The following is a 19,826-nucleotide window of genomic DNA, read 5'->3' as shown; positions in this document are numbered from 1 at the left end:
TAATGATTCCTGGAAATAGGATAAACTAAAAACAAGTTCAGGGAGGAAGGAAGTATCGCTTTGGAAAATAACGATCGTTTTAAGAAAGCTGAATTTGCAGCTATAATTGGCATCGTGGGCAATATTATTCTTGCTGCCATCAAATGGGCGATAGGCGTATATTCAGGGAGTAAAGCGCTCGTGGCGGATGCGGTCCATTCTGCTTCAGATGTAGCCGGGTCCTTTGCTGTATATTTGGGGCTTAGAGCTGCAAAACAGCCGCCGGATGAGGATCACCCATATGGTCATGGAAAGGCTGAATTGATTGCAGCCATAATTGTTGCGGTCTTGCTGTTCCTAGTGGGAATTGAAATCGGCAAATCATCATTTGAGTCATTTTTTTCGCCAATTGAACCTCCAAAAGCAATTGCGATTGCGGCAGTGCTGGTTTCTATCATTGTGAAAGAAGCAATGTTTCGTTATAAGTATAATTTGGGAAAGAAACTTAACAGTGATGCTTTAATTGTAAATGCCTATGAACACCGTTCAGATGTATATTCATCAATTGCAGCTTTAATAGGCATTGGATGTGCGATTATTGGCGGAAGAATGGGGATCGAATGGCTTGAGTATGCAGATCCTGTTGCTGGCCTCATTGTTTCCATTATGATTCTCCAGATGGCATGGCGGCTGGGTAAAGAATCTATTCATAGCACACTTGATCATGTTCTTCATGAAGAAGATACACTTGAGATGCGCAGAACTGCTGAATCCGTTGAACAGGTTAAGAGGATTGATGAATTGCACGCCAGGGAACACGGACATTATGTAATTGTAGATATTAAAGTTTCGGTGGATCCGAATATGACTGTTGAGGATGGCCATCGGGTGGGTAAAGAAGTGAAACGCAAACTGCTTGGTTTGGAAAATGTGCAAAATGTATTTGTGCACATTAATCCTTATAGGGAAGAGCGCATAAATTAGAGAATTTATTTGGGAGAGGATTGTATGAAATTTCAATGGGCTTTATTATTTGGTTTTTTATTTGCACTAATAGTTGCTATTTTTGCAGTAATCAATGTTGATAATGTAACGGTAAACTACTTGTTTGGGGAAAGCCAGTGGCCGCTCATTCTTGTAATTTTAGGATCAGTTCTTATGGGAGGACTGATTGTCGGTTCTGTAGGCCTTGTTCGAATCTACTCACTCCAAAGGAAAGTGAAAATACTAAAAAAGGAAAATGAAAAGCTGAATTCAGGAAATGCGGCAAAGGATAATGCCGATAACGAAGAAGTTGAAAAAGAGCTGGATAGGGATATACATTAAAATAAAGCAGACTTGGGCTTTTGCTCAAGTTTTTCTTTTGCCCGCAAAAGGTGACCGGCAATTAATATCTTTCTTTCCAAATCTGTATGGAATATCCCGGTTTTAACTTATTGAAACACATGTCCCCCTCTTGTATAATTAATAAGCTGAGGGGTGAACGTATGTTACATTCAAGAACGCGATGGATTGTTCGGCAAACACAGGAGGATAAGGTGCAGCAGCTTTCAAAGGAATTGAACATTGCTCCTCTTGCAGCATCGCTGTTAATGAATCGCGGAATGGATACCGTTGATTCAGCACGGTATTTTTTATTCGATAAAGACCACGAATTTCATGATCCTTTTTTAATGACAGATATGGAAAAAGCTGTTTCCAGAATAAAAGAAGCAATTGAAAAACAGGAACCTATCTTAATTTTTGGTGATTATGATGCGGATGGAGTGACAAGCACTTCTGTCATGATGATGGCACTTAGAGATCTCGGTGCTGACGTCCAATTCTATATACCGAATCGATTTACTGAAGGCTATGGACCAAATATCCCGGCTTTTGAACATGCCGCTGATACAGGCATCCGTTTAATTATTACTGTAGATACAGGGATCTCGGCCGTAAACGAAGCAAAGGCTGCAAAAGAGCTTGGAATGGATTTGATTATTACAGATCATCATGAGCCTGGCCCGGAGCTTCCTGAGGCATGGGCAATTGTGCATCCTAAGCATCCGGACAGCAGTTACCCATTCCGGGAACTGGCTGGTGTTGGAGTAGCCTTTAAGCTTGCACATGCGCTGTATGGTGAAATGCCAGACCACCTTTTGGAAATAGCTGCTATTGGCACAATTGCCGACCTTGTTTCTTTAACAGGAGAGAACAGGCTTATTGCCAAGCGCGGGATTCAAAAGCTGAAATCAACTAAGAATACAGGTTTGAATGCCTTGTTTAAAGCGGCAGGAATCGAACTTCCATCCATTAGTGAAGAAACAATCGGCTTTACAATCGGGCCTCGACTCAATGCGGCCGGCAGGCTTGAAAGTGCGGATCCTGCAGTGGATTTGCTCCTGACAAAAGATCCATATGAAGCACAAGCCATTGCCGAAGAAATTGAAATGTTAAATAAGGAAAGGCAAGCTATTGTCAATGACATTGCAGCACAAGCGGTTAAAGAGGTCGAAATAAATTTTCCAATCAGTGAGAATTCAGTAATTGTTGTAGGCAAAGAAGGCTGGAATGCCGGTGTAATCGGAATAGTAGCTTCGAAGCTTGTTGAAAAGTTTTACCGCCCGGCCATTGTTCTCAGTTATGACAGTGAAAAAAGGCTGGCAAAGGGATCAGCAAGAAGCATAGAAGGTTTTGATCTGTTCAAAAATCTTTCTGAATGCCGGGATATCCTTCCTCACTTTGGAGGGCATCCAATGGCGGCAGGAATGACCTTGTCAATTGAATCGGTCGATGACCTCAGGGATAGACTGAATACTTTTGCAAATGAACAGCTGACCGAGGAAGATTTTATTCCCGTAACCAGCATTGATGGTGTCTTCCATCTAAAAGATATCAGCCTCTCTTCTATTGAAGAAATGCATCTGCTCGCTCCATTTGGAATGGGAAATCCAAAACCGAAAGTCATGATAAAAGATGCCAATATTGCCGCTATGAGAAAAATCGGATCTGATCAAACTCATATAAAGATCACCATCGAGAATGATGGATCTTCCCTTGATGGGATAGGCTTTGGCCTCGGACATTTGCATGAGCATATTTCACCATATTCCAAGCTATCGGTTATTGGCGAATTATCCATTAATGAATGGAATAATAATAAAAAACCGCAAATCTTCCTGCAGGATATGGCAGTGAACTCCTGGCAGCTATTCGATATCCGGAGTTTAAAGCGGCTCGAAAGGCTTCAAAGCGTCATTCCTTTGGAAAACACAACATGGATATTTTTTAATGAGGAACATATATCCAAGTTCAGGACATATGCAGGGGAAAACATGGTGAAAATAACATCTGAAGAGGATGCTGAAGCTATAAAACTAGAAGGCTCAAACATTGTGCTTGCTGATTTGCCGCCTTCAAAGGAAATGCTTGCTCATGTATTCTCTGGAAAAAAACCTGCCAGAATTTATGCTCATTTTTATAAAGAGGACAGTGATTATTTCAGCACTATTCCAACAAGAGATCATTTTAAGTGGTATTTTGCCCTGATTGCTAAGAAAGGCTCGATCGATATCAGGCGTCATGGAAATGACATAGCCAAGCATAAGGGCTGGAGCAGGGAAACGGTAGATTTTATGTCTCAAGTGTTTTTTGAATTGGATTTTGTTAAAATAAATAATGGTGTCATTTCGTTAAATAATACATCTGTTAAACGTGATTTAGCTGATTCGCGAACTTATCAGCTTAAACAGGCACAATACACTCTTGAGAGCGATTTGCTCTATTCATCCTTTCAGCAGCTCAAAGACTGGTTTGATGAAGCTATGCAAGGGGCTGTAAAACTTGAGGAGGCAAAGGAAGAAAAATGGACTTAAAACAGTATATAACAATTGTGGAAGATTGGCCGAAGCCAGGCATAAAATTTAAAGATATTACAACACTTATGGACAACGGTGAAGCGTATAAATATGCGACTGACCAAATTGTTGAATATGCCCGTGAAAAGAAAATTGACCTGGTTGTTGGCCCGGAAGCGCGTGGATTCATCATCGGCTGCCCTGTTGCTTATTCATTAGGTGTAGGTTTTGCCCCTGTCCGCAAAGAAGGAAAACTTCCCCGTGAAACAGTCAAGGTTAATTATGGACTGGAATATGGAAAAGATGTTTTAACCATTCATAAAGATGCCATCAAACCTGGACAAAGAGTTCTGATCACTGACGACCTCCTTGCGACAGGCGGAACAATTGATGCAACTATCCAGCTGGTTGAAGAACTTGGCGGAGTAGTGGCAGGCATTGCATTCCTTATCGAATTAACATACCTTGACGGCCGCAAAAAGCTTGACGATTACGATATTTTGACATTGATGCAGTATTAATTTTTTCATACCAGGAGAGCGCCAGATGAAATGGCGCTCTTTTTAATTTATTTGTGAAAATAGACTATAAAGTGCTTCCAAAACCATTTATGGAAAAACAATAACGAAATTCGGACAAAAAACGACAAAATTTTTGTTATTCCCATAAAAATAACAGTCTATCCCTTTACATCTTCCCTTTTTTTTTCGATAATAGTAGCAATATTAATTTTTTTTATAACTTGTTGTAAATCCAATTTCAAAATTATTATATTATGCAAATGCATAAAATTTAGGGAGATAAAGGTGATTCCATGGCGAACGATCAAGTTCTGACCGCCGAGCAAGTCATCAACAGAGCAAAAGAATATTTAAACGATGAGCATGCAGAGCTTGTAAAGAAAGCGTATGAGTTTGCCAAGCATGCCCACCGTGAACAATATAGAAAGTCCGGTGAACCATACATTATCCATCCAATTCAAGTGGCAGGCATCCTTGCTGATCTGGAGATGGATCCATCAACGGTTGCTGCCGGCTTTCTTCACGATGTGGTTGAAGACACCGAAGTCTCATTAGAGAATATCGAGGAAGCCTTCAATTCAGAAGTGGCAATGCTTGTCGATGGTGTAACAAAACTGGGGAAAATTAAATATAAATCACAGGAAGAGCAGCAGGCTGAAAATCATCGGAAAATGTTTGTGGCGATGGCTCAGGACATCCGTGTAATCTTAATTAAGCTTGCTGACCGTCTTCATAATATGCGGACACTTAAGCATCTGCCAGCTGAAAAGCAGCGCCGCATATCAAACGAAACGCTGGAAATTTTTGCGCCTCTTGCCCATAGGCTTGGAATTTCAAAGATTAAGTGGGAGCTTGAAGATACGGCTCTAAGGTATCTGAATCCGCAGCAATATTATCGGATTGTGAACCTGATGAAGAAAAAAAGAGCGGAACGGGAAGAGTATTTAGATGATGTTATCAATGTCATGCGGGGCAGACTGTCAGAGGTTTCAATTAAAGCAGAGATATCCGGCCGCCCTAAGCATATATACAGTATCTATCGAAAAATGGCGCTTCAAAATAAGCAATTCAATGAGATATATGATCTGCTTGCTGTACGCATTGTTGTAAGCAGCATTAAAGATTGCTATGCGGTTCTCGGGATTATTCATACATGCTGGAAACCGATGCCCGGCCGTTTTAAAGATTATATTGCCATGCCTAAACAGAATATGTATCAATCTCTCCATACTACGGTTATCGGGCCAAAAGGTGACCCGCTGGAAGTCCAGATCCGTACCATGGATATGCACAGAATTGCAGAGTTTGGTATTGCTGCCCATTGGGCTTATAAAGAAGGAAAAAGAGTGAATGAGGGCTCTTCTTTTGAGGAGAAGCTGACCTGGTTTCGTGAAATTCTGGAGTTTCAGGATGATGCTGCAAATGCTGAAGAGTTCATGGAATCACTGAAGATCGATTTGTTTTCCGATATGGTGTTTGTATTTACTCCTAAAGGGGATGTCATCGAACTTCCTTCCGGCTCCGTTCCAATTGACTTTGCTTACCGTATTCACTCGGAAATTGGAAATAAGACAATCGGTGCCAAAGTCAACGGGAAAATGGTCACGCTTGATTACAAATTGAAGACCGGCGATATCATCGAAATTCTGACATCCAAGCATTCCTATGGACCAAGCAAAGATTGGCTGAAGCTTGCTCAGACTTCACAGGCAAAAAATAGGATCCGGACTTTCTTCAAAAAGCAACGAAAAGAAGAGAATGTGGAAAAAGGGAAAGAGCTTGTTGAGCGGGAGATTCGTAATATGGATTTTGACCTGAAGGAAATTTTGACATCTGATAATGTTAAAAGGGTCGCAGAGAAATTCAATTTTGCCACAGAGGAAGATATGTATGCCGCCGTTGGCTATAACGGGGTAACGGCACTTCAGGTAGCCAACAGACTGACAGAAAAATGGCGCAAGAAACGCGATCTCGAACAAACCTCAGATATTACAAATGCTGTTTCGGAACTGAAGACTTTTCCATCTGCAAAAAAACGTGAATCCGGTGTCCGGGTTTCAGGTATTGATAACCTGCTGATTCGCCTTTCCCGCTGCTGTAATCCTGTCCCGGGTGATGAGATCGTCGGTTTTATTACAAAGGGCAGAGGAGTCTCTGTACACCGTGATGATTGTCCTAATATAGAAACGGATGATGCAAAACAAAGGCTCATCCCGGTTGAGTGGGAAACAGCCCTAAATGATCGGAAAGAATATAATGTTGAAATTGAAATTACCGGTTATGACCGCAGGGGATTATTGAACGAGGTCCTTCAGGCTGTTAATGAAACGAAAACCAACATCTCAGCCGTATCAGGACGTTCGGACCGCAATAAATCAGCAACAATTAATATGTCCATTGCCATACACAATGTCAGCCACCTGCAAAAGGTTGTGGAACGAATCAAACAAATTCCTGATATTTATGCAGTAAGAAGGATTATGAACTAAAGGGAGCAGATAGAATGCGTGTTGTAGTGCAGCGAAGCAAAGAAGCCAGTGTAACGGTGGACGGAAAAACCGTCGGAAGCATCAAAAAGGGGTTTGTTTTGCTCGTTGGAGTCACCCATGAAGATAAGGAAGAGGACGCGGCTTTTCTGGCTGATAAGATTGCCAATCTTCGCGTCTTTGAAGATGAAAATGGCAAAATGAATTTATCACTGCTCGATCAGGAAGGTGAAATTCTTTCGGTTTCCCAATTTACTTTATATGGAGATTGCCGAAAGGGCAGACGGCCCAATTTCATGGAAGCGGCCAGCCCTGCGCATGCTGTAAAAATCTACGATGCTTTTAACCGGTTTTTAGAAGCTAAAGGTCTGAAAGTAGAAACAGGTGAATTCGGAGCCATGATGGATGTTCAATTAATCAACGATGGACCCGTAACGTTAATTTTAGAAAGCAAGTAAGGTTTTTAATAATGCAAAAAGCCCTGGCATCCCATTTGGGTGCCGGGGCTTTTGCTAATTTTTAAAATAGCGGGCAAGTCCCTGATAAATTCCTGCAGCGGCTGATTGCTGATACTGTGCAGAAGCAATTAGGGTTTCTTCAGCCGGATTGCTCAGATATCCAAGTTCAATCAGTACAGCATTGCGTTTATTTTCTCTTACTACATGGTAATCTCCGACTCTATAGCCCCGATCTCTCAGGTTGGTCATTGCTGTTACATTGGAGTGAATATTGGCTGCAAGTTCCTTTTGAAAAGAATGATAGTAATAGGTAGTCACTCCTCTTGCAGTCCGATCTGGCGTGCTGTCATAATGAATGCTGATAAAAGCATCTGCATTATGATAATGTGAAATGCCTACTCTGGAAGGAAGCGGCAAATAGGTATCTCCGTTCCTGGTCAGAATGACATTGGCTCCTGCAGTCCTTAGTTTTTCGGCAAGCAATTGAGCGGTTCTGATCGTAATATCCTTCTCACGGGTCCCTCTGGCTCCTGTGGTCCCGTTATCCCGGCCTCCGTGACCCGGATCAAGGACAACTGTTTTATTTTTCAGATGTTTTTCAGCCCCAGGCTTAGTTATAGCAGGTGCAGATCCCTCAACGGTGACGATCCATCCGGCAACAAAACCGTGGCCGCCGTTTGGCAGGCGAATTTCGTACCAATCGTTATTCAGACTGATAATTTCAAAGCTATCCCCTTTATTTGCCCTGTGAATGACAGATGACTGGGTGCCCGCTTTTTTTCTAATATTTGATCCGTTATGTAATATAATTGCTGAACTGCCGTTTACACTTTGCTGGGAAGATCCGGAATGCTTCTCGGCTGCTATGTCTATGAACCAGCTTGCCACCCATCCATAAGAACCAGGCTGATACTCTATCCTTGCCCAATTATCAGCTTGTTCAAGAATAGGAAAAGTCTGGCCTTTTGTAACAGAACCAATTGCTTTCCCCTTTAACGATCCTTTATTTCTAACGGTTAAAGAGGTTGCTGTAACAGTGCCGGATTTCCCGGATGCTGACTGCTTTGGTTTGCTTTCTGATGGTGAGGATTGAACAGCAATATATTGGCTGCTGATCCACCCGGTATTGCCCGAGAAAGAGATCTCTGTCCAGCTGTCATTTTGAGAAAGAACAGCTACTGTCTCCCCCGAATTTAGTTTGCCGATGATGTCACTTTGAAGCGATGGCTTGTTTCTCACATTTAGGGAGTTTGCTGTGATTTTCCCGGTTTTGCTGCTGCTTAGTGAATTTTTCTTTTTGCTGCCGCTGTATTGGACGAATTCATTTGCGACCCACCCGTCTCCATAAGGTGTTTGGATCTTAACCCAGCTTCCTTCTGTACTCTTGACCTTATAGGCTGTTCCTTTCTGTATTGTCCCCAGAACACCGTAACTTGTACCAGGTCCCTTTCTCACCCTCAGGCCATCTGTTGTGATGATTGCCTGGGAATTTGTACTAACTGCTTTTTCTCCTGTCTGATTGGTGGTCATATCGGAAACAAGCCAGCTGGCCACATAGCCGTCTTCACCCTGGAAATTAATTTTAATCCAATCTCCTTCACTGGAAAGAACGTTAAAGTGATCTCCTTTCTGGGCTTGTCCCAGAATGGGGTAGCTTAAGCCTGGGCCTTGACGTACGTTAAGATTATTTGTAGTGATTGTTACAGAACTATTTTCAGCTTTAACCTGTGTTTCCTCCTGTGTTATGCCAGCCAAAAGCATAAGACATATTACGAGAATAAGTGATTTTCTTTTCTTCAACAGGCCGCCTCCTTTCATAATTAAATCCTTATTAAAAGAAAAACAAACAAGGTGCCGGCAGTCAAGATAACTTTGGTCCTAGAATACTTCTGCATCTTGTGCAATTTCCCTTCTAATATCGGTTAATCAGCAATCATTTTTAGCTGGAATAAAATTTGTCCTGTTATGAAACATTTCATCTGAAAATGGAAATAATAGAACAGACTAAATATAAAGGGTGAGCACTATGAGATTTGGAGAAAAAGGGATGTCTGCACAATCCGGTGAAAATCAGCTGTTCGGGGTAGATTTTCATGACTTTATACAAAGAGAACAAAACTCAAACATGATTGAACTCGCATCAGAGTTTGGACTATCTCTCAAGGATGTCAGGAAACTGAAAAAAAAGCTGGAACGATCATAACATGTTTTAGTCTTGACATTGATGAAAATGCTCCGTATTATAATATAAATAAAATGACAAATACAATTAAATGTCTAGCTGCAGCGCCTGACCAAGGCGTTTCTGCTTTTCGATAAACCATTGATGGAGAAGAGTAGTTAAACCCCACATGAAAAGAGAGAGAGTGCCGCCCGGCTGAAAGCATTCTCACATGATGATTTAACGAAAGAACACTTCGTAGGTTTCTCTCTGAAAAAGTCGTGATCTTTAGTAGGAGCTGAACGTTAACAGGCGTTAACTGTAAAAGAGGAAGTTTATTTATTGGCTTCAACTAGGGTGGCACCACGGGAAAAACAAACTCTCGTCCCTTGTATTTAATATACAAGGAGGCGGGAGTTTTTTTATTTTGGCGATGCTTGCGATCATGTCTGATTTATTGGCTAGAGCGTAAAGGATCAATAATTTGTACATAGATATCATTTTGCATTAGGAGGTAATTTTCATGTCTATCCGAATACCGAGGGGAACGCAGGACATTCTGCCGGGGGAAGTTGAAAAATGGCAATTGATAGAAGAAAAGGCCAGGGAACTTTGTGAGAAGTTTCAATATCGTGAAATCAGAACACCTATTTTTGAACATACAGAATTATTTCTGCGCAGTGTTGGAGACACGACGGATATTGTTCAAAAAGAAATGTACACGTTTGAAGATCGCGGCGGACGAAGCCTGACGCTTCGCCCTGAAGGAACAGCTTCGACTGTAAGATCATTCGTTGAACATAAGATGTACGGTGATGCGAGCCAGCCTGTAAAGCTTTATTATATGGGACCTATGTTCCGTTATGAACGCCCCCAGGCAGGACGTTTCCGCCAGTTTGTCCAATTTGGCGTCGAAGCAATCGGCAGCGCGGATCCGGCAATTGATGCGGAAGTTATCGCACTGGCAATGTCACTTTATAGAAGCATGGGCCTGCAAAAGCTTAAATTGATTGTGAACAGCCTTGGAGATAAAGAAAGCCGTTCGGCACACAGAGAGGCTCTGGTCAACCATTTCAAGCCGCGGATCGCGGAGTTTTGCCAGGATTGCCAGAATCGCCTTGAGAAAAATCCAATGCGCATCCTGGACTGTAAGCAGGATCGTGAACATGAGCTTATGAAATCGGCCCCATCCATCATTGATTATTTAAATGATGATTCAAAAGCCTATTTTGAGAAGGTTCAAAAGTATTTAAAGAACCTGGATATTGAATTTACAGTCGATCCAAATCTGGTTCGAGGCCTGGATTATTACAATCATACTGCTTTTGAAATTATGAGTGATTCTGAAGGATTTGGCGCTATAACAACTCTTTGCGGCGGCGGACGATACAATGGCCTTACTGAGGAAATTGGCGGTCCTGAAGCTCCGGGAATAGGTTTTGCTTTAAGTATCGAGCGATTCATCGCTGCTCTTGAGGCAGAGAAGGTGGATCTGCCTCTTAATAAAGGCATTGATTGCTACCTTGTATCCCTTGGAGAGGAAGCAAAGGATTATACAGTCGGCCTTCTTCAAAAACTTCGAATGGCAGGATATTCTGCTGAAAGAGATTATCTGGACAGAAAAATTAAAGCTCAGTTTAAGGCGGCAGACCGGTCGAATGCAAAATTCGTTGCTGTCTTGGGTGAAGATGAACTTAAAGCGAACAAAATTAATGTGAAATCAATGGAATCGGGAGAACAAACAGAGCTTGATCTTGATTCTTTTATTGGAAAATTTACAGAGCTTTATCAATTATAAATCTGCTTTATATTTGGGAGGAATTAGAATGTTTGGGCGAACGTATTTTTGCGGGGAAGTAACGGAAAAAGCTATAGGAGAAAAAGTAAGCTTAAAAGGCTGGGTACAAAAGCGCCGGGATTTAGGCGGGCTGATCTTTGTGGATCTTCGTGACCGCACTGGCATTGTTCAGGTGGTATTCAATCCGGAAGTTTCCCCTGAAGCTCTTGCAGCAGCTGAAAAGATCCGCAATGAATTTGTTCTTGATATAGAGGGAGAAGTAATTGCGCGCGAAGAAGGCACCATCAATGAGAACCTGGAAACAGGGCGCATTGAGATTAAAGCAGAGAAAGTGACGATCATCAATGAAGCCAAAACACCTCCTTTTGTCATTGATGATAAAGCGGATGTTTCCGAAGATGTCCGCCTCAAATACCGCTATTTGGATTTGAGACGCCCTATTATGTTTGATACCTTTAAGATGCGTCATCAAGTAACAAAAGCGATGAGGGATTATCTGGACAGCGAAGGATTTCTTGATGTTGAAACACCGATCTTAACGAAGAGCACACCGGAAGGAGCCCGTGACTATTTAGTTCCAAGCCGTGTTCATCCGGGTGAATTCTACGCTCTTCCACAATCACCTCAAATCTTTAAGCAGTTATTAATGGTAGGCGGATTTGAACGCTATTACCAAATAGCACGATGCTTCCGTGATGAAGACCTGCGTGCAGATCGCCAGCCTGAATTTACTCAGGTCGACATCGAAATGAGTTTTATGAGCCAGGAGGAAATCATCGGCCTGATGGAAAACATGATGAAAAAGATCATGAAAGAAGTGAAGGGCCTGGATGTCCAGCTTCCATTCCCGCGCATGACCTATCAGGAAGCGATGGACCGTTTTGGATCTGATAAGCCGGATACACGCTTTGGGATGGAATTGACGGATTTATCGGAAATAGTAAAAGAGTCAAGCTTCAAAGTATTTGCCGGAGCAGTAGCTTCCGGGGGACAGGTTAAGGCTATTAATGTAAAAAATGGTGCAGGAAAGTATTCACGAAAAGATATTGATGCCCTAACAGAGTTTGCTGCTGTTTATGGTGCAAAAGGGCTTGCATGGTTAAAAGCGGAAGAAGACGGTTTAAAAGGTCCGATTGCCAAGTTTGTGACTGAGGATGAGCAAAAAGCATTCTATGCTTCTCTGTCAGTAGAACCAGGAGACTTGCTCCTCTTTGTGGCTGATAAGAAAAATGTTGTGGCAGATGCACTCGGCGCTCTGCGATTAAAGCTTGGAAAAGAGCTTGATCTGATTGATCAAAGCAAGTTTAACTTCCTTTGGGTTACAGACTGGCCGCTTCTGGAATACGATGAGGAAGAAGGCCGCTATTATGCAGCCCATCATCCTTTTACAATGCCTGCCAGAGAAGATTTAGATCTTCTTGATAAAGACCCTGCTCAAGTCCGTGCACAAGCATATGACCTTGTATTAAACGGCTACGAGCTTGGCGGCGGATCATTGCGTATTTTCGAAAGAGACGTTCAAGAGAAAATGTTCAGTGTGCTTGGCTTCTCAAAAGAGGAAGCTGTTGAACAGTTTGGATTCCTGCTTGAAGCATTTGAATATGGCACTCCTCCGCATGGCGGAATTGCCCTTGGATTAGACAGACTTGTAATGCTATTGGCTGGCAGAACGAATCTGAGGGATACGATTGCCTTCCCTAAAACAGCCAGTGCGAGCTGTGTGCTAACAGAAGCCCCTGGTGAAGTTAGCCAGTCCCAGCTTAATGATTTGCACTTAGCGCTTAATTTGAAAAAAAGTGAGTAATTTCCTATATAATGATTAAATGGTGAAAAAAACACATTTTTCAGAAAAATAAACTGGGAAGTAACTCCTGATTTTAAGGCAAGTTCTATAATTTCAAGGAAGAAAATGGATAAAAATGTTCAAATTAGCTCCATTTCATCAGCTTGAAAAAGAAGAAACCGTGTGATATGATCATATCAATAAATAAAGAGTCCTGATGTGTTCGTTGTAAAACCTGAAATTTTGACCAACATTATTCCTTCGGGAGTCCGGAGTTTTCCCGCAGCGTAAAAGCCTCATGGATGAGGACTTACAAACGCAGGAAACAGGACACCCACCTGCTGAGTGCGGGTTCAAAACGAGGGCATCAACAGCGACGGCACGATTGGGACTCTTTAGTACATACGATTGTAAAAATCCATGCTTGTGAGCATGGATTTTTTGTTGTCCTGTTCAATATGATCATACCCGGAGCTGAGCTATTGCTGAAATGTGATAAGGATTAAATATTTTAGTGCTGTTAACACTATTGGAGAGAAAGTTGCGGCTTAATTATTGCTTAAAATCTTAATGTCATTAATCCTATAGAACTACTTGCTTTAAAATTCAAGTATGATATATTCATTATCGGGTATAAGATAATACATGCTTTCTAAATAACATCTGATGGGGTTGATATATATATGCTTCACCAATTTTCCAGGAATGAATTGGCTATTGGCAAAGAAGGCCTTGAAAAAATGAAAAATAGTACCGTTGCAGTATTGGGCATAGGCGGAGTTGGTTCCTTTGCAGCGGAAGCATTGGCGCGTTCCGGTGTTGGCCGGCTTGTGCTGGTTGATAAAGACGATGTTGATATTACAAATGTAAACAGACAGGTTATCGCTTTATTATCTACTGTCGGGAAACCAAAGGTGGATTTAATGAAAGAAAGAATCAAGGATATCAATCCTGAATGTGAAGTAATTGCTTTAAAAATGTTTTATACGGAAGAAACCTATGAGCAATTCTTTGATTATGGTCTCGACTTTGTAGTTGATGCTTCCGATACGATTTCTTATAAAATTCATTTAATGAAGGAATGCTTGAACAGAGGGATTCCAATGATCTCAAGCATGGGTGCTGCAAATAAAATGGATCCGACCAGGTTCCAGATTGCTGATATTTTCAAAACTCATACTGACCCGATCGCTAAGGTTATCCGCACACGCCTGAGAAAAGAGGGAATCAGAAAAGGCGTTCCGGTTGTATTCTCGGATGAAAGCCCGATCGTTATCCGGGAGGATGTCCGCAAAACAGTAGGGAAAGATGATGCTGAAATCAGAAAGGCCAAAATGCCGCCATCTTCAAACGCATTTGTTCCTTCAGTTGCAGGTTTAATCATGGCCAGCTATGTAGTTAAAGAACTATTAAGCGATATTAAAATTACACGTGTAAATGACTGAAAAGAGACCGGCTGCATGCCGGTCTTTCGCATATAAAGTCCTGGAATCTCTCCAATCAATGAACAGCTCTTTTCTCTTCTTTACATTCATGCTTCAGCAGCTGGTCGGCTTCTTTCAGAATGCTTGCCATTTCCTCATATTGCATAAGCTGATTTTTAAATTCCGCTTCTTTATCCTTCAACCTTCTGATTAACTGCTCATTTTGAAGTTTTAAGTGCACTTGGTATTCGTGCAGACGTTTATTTTCCCTCATTTGCTCTGAATCAGGCTGTGTTTTCGCAAAATTCCTTAAGAAGTGTATAACTTGAGCCAAATTGCAAGGGGGAACAGTGCCATGGGTTTGACTGGCTGCTTTATTGCTTAAGGTTTTTGGGGATCCATCATCTGCCCTTTTTGTTATGACCGTGTTCCAGCGGTATTGGCATGCTGAAACTGTACGGCCGAGTTCAGTACTTGCCTTCTTAAAAGCTGATGCTTTTGTATCCCCGTTTGAAGTGTATTCAAGCACTGTTTCTTCGAGTAATTGATCATCTTCCGGTTTCCATGAGTCTTTCCGTTCCTTCATTCTTTTAACCACCTTGGAAAATACGATTGTTAGGATTATCGTCACCCTAAAAGATGAAAATATTCCATTCTCAGTTGTTGAAAGGTAAAATAACAAAGTGTAAGTCAAATAATAATCCCTACATTAAAGGCGTCTGCAAAGAGCTGGACTTTAATAGATGGGAGGAGGATACCTATATGGATACTCTTGTAGAAATACAGGACGTTACAAAAGTAATAAAAGGAAGAACGATTATTGATTCTGTCAGCTTTGAGGTGAAAAAGGGAGAGGTATTCGGTTTCCTTGGCCCAAACGGTGCAGGTAAGACCACCACTATTCGAATGCTGGTGGGCTTGATCGGCATTACTTCCGGGGACATTAAAATTCTTGGCAGCAGCATCAAAACCGATTTTGAAAAGGCGGTTTCCCATATTGGAGCCATTGTAGAAAATCCTGAGATGTATAAGTTTTTGTCAGGGTATCAAAATCTGGTCCATTATGCACGAATGTCAAAAGGTGTAACGAAAGAAAAAATTGATGAAACGGTTGAGCTTGTAGGATTGGCGGATCGGATTCATGATAAAGTCAGAACATACTCTCTTGGCATGAGGCAGAGGCTAGGTCTTGCACAGTGTCTTTTGCATGATCCCAAAATCCTCATTCTGGATGAACCTACGAATGGGCTTGATCCTGCAGGGATCAGGGAGATTCGGGATCACCTGAGGATGCTTGCGAGAGAAAGAGAAATGGCTGTCATTGTTTCCAGCCATTTACTATCTGAAATGGAAATGATGTGTGACAGAATCGGCATCATTCAAAACGGGAAACTGATTGATGTTCAGCACATCAGTGATTTTGTACAGGGGAAAGAAAAGGTTTATGAAGTAGAAGTGGATGATCCTGAAAAAGCAAATAGAATTTTACAGGGTGCACAGCCTGGTTTGCCTGTACAGCTCACAGAAAATAGCGTGATACTTCCGCTTGTCCGGGAAGACATACCTGAAATGATAAAAGCTTTTGTCGGAGAAGAAATGAAAATATTTGCAGTCCGTGAAGTGACCAAAACATTGGAAGACCGTTTTCTGGAAGTAACAGAGTACAAAGGGGGTGCAGGTGATGCTCGGACTGATTCAAAATGAATGGATGAAGATTTTTAGGCGGCCGGGTACATATGTCATGATCGGACTTCTTTTAATTATGACGACTGTTGCAGGCGCCTTTATAAAATATCAGGAAAGCGGGGGGACTGTCCCGGATAATACGGAATGGAAGAGAGGACTGCAGACCCAGAACGAAAGCTATCAAAAACAGCTTGAGGAGATGGGGGAAATGGCTCCCAGAGAAATGAAGGAACAGTATCAGAGGGAGATTGCCATTAACGAATACAGAATTAAGAATGATATTTCACCGAATCAGGAATACTCGGTCTGGGGATTTGTTTCAGATACCTCTCAGCTGATTGAATTTGCCGGCCTGTTTACGATTATCATTGCCGGGGGAATCGTGGCGAGTGAGTTTACATGGGGAACCATCAAACTTCTTTTGATTAGGCCTATCAAAAGAGTTAAAATCCTGGGAGCAAAATATATTACAGTGATTTTATTCGGCCTGATGGTACTTGCCGTCCTTTTCGGATATTCAGCACTTCTTGGCGGACTCCTCTTTGGATTTCCTGAAAAAGCAATTCCTTATTTATATTATTACAATGGAACAGTGACAGAACAGAGCATGGGACTTCATCTGATAGCTTATTATGGCCTTAAATCCGTTAATATGCTTATGCTTGCAACCATGGCTTTTATGATTTCAGCTGTTTTCAGGAATAGCTCGCTGGCGATCGGACTTTCCCTGTTTCTGATGTTTATGGGAGGGCAGGTTACAAGGCTGATTGCAATGAAATATGACTGGGCCAGGTATAGCCTTTTTGCCAATACAGACCTTCTTCAATATTTTGAAGGAATGCCAATGGTTCAGGGGATGACGATTGGATTTTCCATCATGATTATATTTATATACTTCCTCCTTTTCCAGGTGCTTGCATTTTATGTGTTTAATAAAAGGGATGTTTCAGCTTAAAAGCGCAAATAGCAAAAGGTCTGGCATTGTGCCGGACCTTTTGCTATTTAAGGAGTTTTTCATAGACAGATGCTAATGCCTGTTCGAATTTGCCTGTTTTCTTAGGCTGATAATACACCTTGTTTTTAATTCTGTCAGGCAAGTACTGCTGTTTGACCCAGCCTGTTTCATAATCGTGAGGATACAGATAGCCGATGCCTCTGCCAAGCTCCTTTGCTCCTTTGTAGTGGGCGTCCTTCAAGTGATCGGGCACTTCACCGCTTTTGCCTGCGCGGATATCCGCTATTGCGGAATCCAATGCTGTGTATGCTGAATTGGATTTTGGAGAAAGGCAGAGCTCAATGACCGCATTTGCAAGCGGAATCCTTGCTTCCGGGAATCCAATCCTTTCAGCTGTTTCGATGGCTGCAAGGGTTCTGGCTCCCGCTTGCGGCGATGCCAGTCCGATATCTTCATAGGCGATAACCAAAAGTCTTCTGCTTATGCTTTGCAGGTCGCCTGCTTCAATTAATCTTCCTAAATAGTGCAATGCTGCATTTACATCGCTTCCGCGGATGGACTTTTGAAAACCGGATAAGACATCGTAATGGGCATCTCCATCTTTATCGTGTGTGAAGCTTTTTCGCTGAATGCATTCTTCGGCAACAGACAAGTCAATCTTGATGATTCCTTCTTCATCTTCTCTTGTAGAAAGCACAGCCAGTTCCAATGCATTTAGCGAGCTTCTGACATCACCATTTGAAGCGGTGGCAAGATGCGTCAGCGCTTCATCAGTAACATTAGTTTGTTTATTGCCAAGACCTCGTTCCTTATCCAGCAATGCCCTTGTCAGTGCTTTTTTTATTTCATCAGCTGACAGCGGCTTTAGTTCGAAAATTTGGCACCTGCTTCTGATAGCCGGGTTAATTGCATGATAAGGATTGCTGGTTGTGGCGCCAATTAAAGTGATGCTGCCATTTTCCAGATAGGGCAGCAGGAAATCTTGTTTGCCTTTATCAAGTCTATGGACTTCATCGAGCAGCAGAATAACCTTTCCGGACATTTTGGCCTCTGCCGCTACCACTTCCATATCTTTTTTATTGTTGGTTACAGCATTTAAGGTACGGAAAGCGTATTTGGTGCTCCCTGCAATGGCACTTGCAATCGAAGTTTTGCCTATACCTGGGGGTCCGTACAGAATCATCGATGACAGTTGCTTAGCCTGCACCATGCGATAAATAATTTTTCCTTCTGAAACAAGATGCTCCTGGCCAATGATTTCATCAATCGTTCTCGGCCTCATCCGGAATGCAAGAGGTTTAATGTTCAAAGTTATCACTCCAGCCTTATGCAGGCAGACTTAGGCCCTGCCCATCACTTTTTAACAAAGTTTTCGCTTTCTATTTAAGATACCATAACATTTCCTGCAGTGAAATCAATTAGGCCACAGGCTGCTTTGTCCTAAGTTCAATCCCGGCCCGCTCCTTTTCCTCCTAAAATATGCTATAATGTCAAAAGTCTATAATATTACTAAGGATTTAATCTTCATATATTAATGCTGTTCTTGCAGGGAGCGTTGGGCACATGTTATTGAAAAATAAAGGGCAAATCGGTCCCAGGTTTATGGTGTATCTAACAGGGCTGCTTGTCATGAGCCTGGGTATAGTTTTGTTAATATTAGCTGATATAGGGGCAACTCCCTGGGATGTTCTGCATGTTGGGCTGTACTACCAGCTTGGACTGACAATAGGCAGCTGGTCCATCATTGTCGGGATCTTCATATTAGCTGCTGCAGCACTGATTTCAAAGGAATTTCCACAGGCCGGTGCATTCTTGAATATGATACTGATTGGTCTGTTTATTGACGCATATTTGCTTTTGCCGTTTATGCAGACACCAAATGGGCTGGCGGGGAAAATAGCCATGTTCGGTTTTGGCATAGTTGTTTATTGCTATGGGATGGGGCTATATATTTCGGCGCAGCTCGGAGCAGGTCCGAGGGATAGCCTGATGATTGCATTGACAGCAAAAACCGGCTGGAAGGTTAGAAATGTGAGAGCCTTAATGGAAATTGCTGTGCTGACTGTTGGATGGCAGCTAGGAGGACCTGTTTTTTGGGGAACCATTGTGCTCAGTTTGGCAGTCGGGCCAATTGTCGGAGCAGCTTTGCCGCAGTGCCAGGCTTTAACTGACCGATTTTTGGCAAAGCTTAAAGAAAAGGATGTTTATGCGAATCAAATGCTTAAAGAAAAGGATAGAGGTGCAAGCTGATGAAAATATCTACTAAAGGCCGTTATGGTTTAACTATAATGATTGAATTAGCTAAAAAGCATGGGGAAGGTCCTACATCGTTAAAGTCGATTGCCCAGACGAATGATCTGTCTGAGCACTATCTTGAGCAGCTTATAGCTCCCCTCCGGAATGCCGGTCTTGTAAAAAGCATCCGAGGTGCATACGGCGGATATATTTTAGGGAAAGAACCGACAAAAATTACTGCCGGTGATATTATCAGAGTGCTTGAAGGGCCGATCAGCCCGGTGGAAGGCATTGAAGATGAAGAGCCTGCAAAGAGAGAACTGTGGATGCGCATTCGTGATGCCGTGAAAGATGTGCTTGATAATACAACACTCGAAGACCTTGCCAGCCATACTGATACAGGCGAATCGGATGCTTATATGTTTTATATTTAGTCCTTTATCAGGGGATAATTCATATGTAAAAAAGCAAACAGCAGGATGAAATGAAGTAGGTGAAATA

17 protein-coding genes, 1 other RNA gene and 1 other annotated feature are annotated in these 19,826 nt (G+C 42.1%); of the genes, 15 read left to right on the top strand and 3 right to left on the bottom strand.

The genetic code is table 11. The features are described 5' to 3' along the window. The first annotated feature begins 60 nt into the window (after nt 1-60). From ACXAD1_RS18750 to dtd, 6 genes are all read left to right on the top strand, one after another. Nucleotides 61-963 (top strand): cation diffusion facilitator family transporter, encoded by a 903-nt coding sequence (locus tag ACXAD1_RS18750; RefSeq protein ID WP_206838902.1) that lies wholly within the window; start codon nt 61-63, stop codon nt 961-963. A 24-nt stretch (nt 964-987) separates the two neighbouring features. Beyond that, entirely contained in the window at nt 988-1,305 is a 318-nt protein-coding gene (locus tag ACXAD1_RS18745) for a LapA family protein (protein ID WP_206838901.1), read from the top strand. Nucleotides 1,306-1,466: 161 nt separating this feature from the next. Beyond that, the gene (gene recJ / locus ACXAD1_RS18740; RefSeq protein ID WP_474910747.1) at nt 1,467-3,836 is read left to right on the top strand and encodes a single-stranded-DNA-specific exonuclease RecJ; all 2,370 of its coding nucleotides are present in this window, start codon (nt 1,467-1,469) and stop codon (nt 3,834-3,836) included. Continuing rightward, nucleotides 3,827-4,339 carry an adenine phosphoribosyltransferase gene (locus tag ACXAD1_RS18735; protein ID WP_174749983.1) on the top strand — a complete coding sequence of 171 codons (513 nt, stop codon included), beginning with the start codon at nt 3,827-3,829 and terminating at the stop codon, nt 4,337-4,339. The genes recJ and ACXAD1_RS18735 overlap by 10 nt, the downstream gene beginning before the upstream one ends. A gap of 293 nt (nt 4,340-4,632) precedes the next feature. Next, on the top strand, nt 4,633-6,828 hold the full coding sequence (locus ACXAD1_RS18730; RefSeq protein ID WP_206838897.1) for a RelA/SpoT family protein: 2,196 nt from the start codon (nt 4,633-4,635) through the stop codon (nt 6,826-6,828). Between the two features lie 14 nt (nt 6,829-6,842). Beyond that, nucleotides 6,843-7,283, top strand: a complete 441-nt coding sequence (dtd, locus tag ACXAD1_RS18725; RefSeq protein WP_206838895.1) for a D-aminoacyl-tRNA deacylase — start codon at nt 6,843-6,845, stop codon at nt 7,281-7,283. A 54-nt stretch (nt 7,284-7,337) separates the two neighbouring features. Here the strand turns inward: dtd and ACXAD1_RS18720 are convergent, their stop codons facing one another. Next, nucleotides 7,338-9,083 (bottom strand): SH3 domain-containing protein, encoded by a 1,746-nt coding sequence (locus ACXAD1_RS18720; protein WP_474910746.1) that lies wholly within the window; start codon nt 9,081-9,083, stop codon nt 7,338-7,340. A 226-nt stretch (nt 9,084-9,309) separates the two neighbouring features. Here ACXAD1_RS18720 and ACXAD1_RS18715 point away from each other — a divergent pair, with 226 nt between their 5' ends. The 5 genes from ACXAD1_RS18715 to ACXAD1_RS18695 all read left to right on the top strand — a co-directional run bounded on the left by ACXAD1_RS18715 (nt 9,310) and on the right by ACXAD1_RS18695 (nt 14,470). Continuing rightward, nucleotides 9,310-9,486, top strand: coding sequence for a hypothetical protein (locus ACXAD1_RS18715; RefSeq protein ID WP_026041802.1), 177 nt, complete (start codon nt 9,310-9,312; stop codon nt 9,484-9,486). Between the two features lie 111 nt (nt 9,487-9,597). Beyond that, nucleotides 9,598-9,837, top strand: a binding site (T-box leader). Between the two features lie 130 nt (nt 9,838-9,967). Further along, entirely contained in the window at nt 9,968-11,242 is a 1,275-nt protein-coding gene (gene hisS / locus ACXAD1_RS18710; RefSeq protein ID WP_474910745.1) for a histidine--tRNA ligase, read from the top strand. A 28-nt stretch (nt 11,243-11,270) separates the two neighbouring features. Continuing rightward, entirely contained in the window at nt 11,271-13,046 is a 1,776-nt protein-coding gene (gene aspS, locus ACXAD1_RS18705) for an aspartate--tRNA ligase (RefSeq protein ID WP_258757285.1), read from the top strand. 187 nt (nt 13,047-13,233) lie between these two features. Beyond that, nucleotides 13,234-13,421, top strand: a non-coding RNA gene (ssrS, locus tag ACXAD1_RS18700) — 6S RNA. A 287-nt stretch (nt 13,422-13,708) separates the two neighbouring features. Continuing rightward, nucleotides 13,709-14,470: a tRNA threonylcarbamoyladenosine dehydratase gene (locus tag ACXAD1_RS18695; protein ID WP_206838888.1), complete on the top strand. Its 762-nt coding sequence runs from the start codon at nt 13,709-13,711 to the stop codon at nt 14,468-14,470. 55 nt (nt 14,471-14,525) lie between these two features. On the opposite strand, the gene ACXAD1_RS18690 is transcribed toward ACXAD1_RS18695, so the two are convergent. Continuing rightward, a complete protein-coding gene (locus tag ACXAD1_RS18690) occupies nt 14,526-15,035 on the bottom strand; it encodes a hypothetical protein (protein WP_474910744.1) in 510 nt (169 codons plus the stop codon). 176 nt (nt 15,036-15,211) lie between these two features. Here ACXAD1_RS18690 and ACXAD1_RS18685 point away from each other — a divergent pair, with 176 nt between their 5' ends. Both ACXAD1_RS18685 and ACXAD1_RS18680 read left to right on the top strand, forming a co-directional pair. Further along, the gene (locus ACXAD1_RS18685) at nt 15,212-16,153 is read left to right on the top strand and encodes an ABC transporter ATP-binding protein (RefSeq protein WP_370223433.1); all 942 of its coding nucleotides are present in this window, start codon (nt 15,212-15,214) and stop codon (nt 16,151-16,153) included. After that, complete coding sequence (locus ACXAD1_RS18680) at nt 16,131-17,090, top strand: ABC transporter permease (RefSeq protein ID WP_474910743.1); 960 nt, start codon at nt 16,131-16,133, stop codon at nt 17,088-17,090. The genes ACXAD1_RS18685 and ACXAD1_RS18680 overlap by 23 nt, the downstream gene beginning before the upstream one ends. A gap of 43 nt (nt 17,091-17,133) precedes the next feature. Here the strand turns inward: ACXAD1_RS18680 and ACXAD1_RS18675 are convergent, their stop codons facing one another. Then, nucleotides 17,134-18,399, bottom strand: coding sequence for a replication-associated recombination protein A (locus tag ACXAD1_RS18675; RefSeq protein ID WP_370223435.1), 1,266 nt, complete (start codon nt 18,397-18,399; stop codon nt 17,134-17,136). A 254-nt stretch (nt 18,400-18,653) separates the two neighbouring features. On the opposite strand from ACXAD1_RS18675, the gene ACXAD1_RS18670 reads away from it, so the two are divergent. After that, nucleotides 18,654-19,340, top strand: coding sequence for a YczE/YyaS/YitT family protein (locus tag ACXAD1_RS18670; protein ID WP_474910742.1), 687 nt, complete (start codon nt 18,654-18,656; stop codon nt 19,338-19,340). Next, nucleotides 19,340-19,759 carry a cysteine metabolism transcriptional regulator CymR gene (gene cymR / locus ACXAD1_RS18665; protein ID WP_009333072.1) on the top strand — a complete coding sequence of 140 codons (420 nt, stop codon included), beginning with the start codon at nt 19,340-19,342 and terminating at the stop codon, nt 19,757-19,759. Before ACXAD1_RS18670 ends, cymR begins: the two co-directional genes overlap by 1 nt. Nucleotides 19,760-19,826: the final 67 nt, after the last annotated feature.

The organism is Cytobacillus sp. ABV4_503 (assembly GCF_056158445.1).
The sequence above is the reverse complement of the archived record's forward strand: the minus strand, read 5'-3'. Positions and strand labels throughout refer to the sequence as shown.

Excerpts from the sequence above, each read along its gene's own strand:
- ACXAD1_RS18745 (WP_206838901.1), top strand. The coding sequence starts at position 988 with ATGAAATTTCAATGGGCTTTATTATTTGGTTTTTTATTTGCACTAATA.
- recJ (WP_474910747.1), top strand. The coding sequence starts at position 1,467 with ATGTTACATTCAAGAACGCGATGGATTGTTCGGCAAACACAGGAGGAT.
- ACXAD1_RS18735 (WP_174749983.1), top strand. The coding sequence starts at position 3,827 with ATGGACTTAAAACAGTATATAACAATTGTGGAAGATTGGCCGAAGCCA.
- ACXAD1_RS18730 (WP_206838897.1), top strand. The coding sequence starts at position 4,633 with ATGGCGAACGATCAAGTTCTGACCGCCGAGCAAGTCATCAACAGAGCA.
- dtd (WP_206838895.1), top strand. The coding sequence starts at position 6,843 with ATGCGTGTTGTAGTGCAGCGAAGCAAAGAAGCCAGTGTAACGGTGGAC.
- ACXAD1_RS18715 (WP_026041802.1), top strand. The coding sequence starts at position 9,310 with ATGAGATTTGGAGAAAAAGGGATGTCTGCACAATCCGGTGAAAATCAG.
- hisS (WP_474910745.1), top strand. The coding sequence starts at position 9,968 with ATGTCTATCCGAATACCGAGGGGAACGCAGGACATTCTGCCGGGGGAA.
- aspS (WP_258757285.1), top strand. The coding sequence starts at position 11,271 with ATGTTTGGGCGAACGTATTTTTGCGGGGAAGTAACGGAAAAAGCTATA.
- ACXAD1_RS18695 (WP_206838888.1), top strand. The coding sequence starts at position 13,709 with ATGCTTCACCAATTTTCCAGGAATGAATTGGCTATTGGCAAAGAAGGC.
- ACXAD1_RS18690 (WP_474910744.1), bottom strand. The coding sequence starts at position 15,035 with ATGAAGGAACGGAAAGACTCATGGAAACCGGAAGATGATCAATTACTC.
- ACXAD1_RS18685 (WP_370223433.1), top strand. The coding sequence starts at position 15,212 with ATGGATACTCTTGTAGAAATACAGGACGTTACAAAAGTAATAAAAGGA.
- ACXAD1_RS18680 (WP_474910743.1), top strand. The coding sequence starts at position 16,131 with ATGCTCGGACTGATTCAAAATGAATGGATGAAGATTTTTAGGCGGCCG.
- ACXAD1_RS18670 (WP_474910742.1), top strand. The coding sequence starts at position 18,654 with ATGTTATTGAAAAATAAAGGGCAAATCGGTCCCAGGTTTATGGTGTAT.
- cymR (WP_009333072.1), top strand. The coding sequence starts at position 19,340 with ATGAAAATATCTACTAAAGGCCGTTATGGTTTAACTATAATGATTGAA.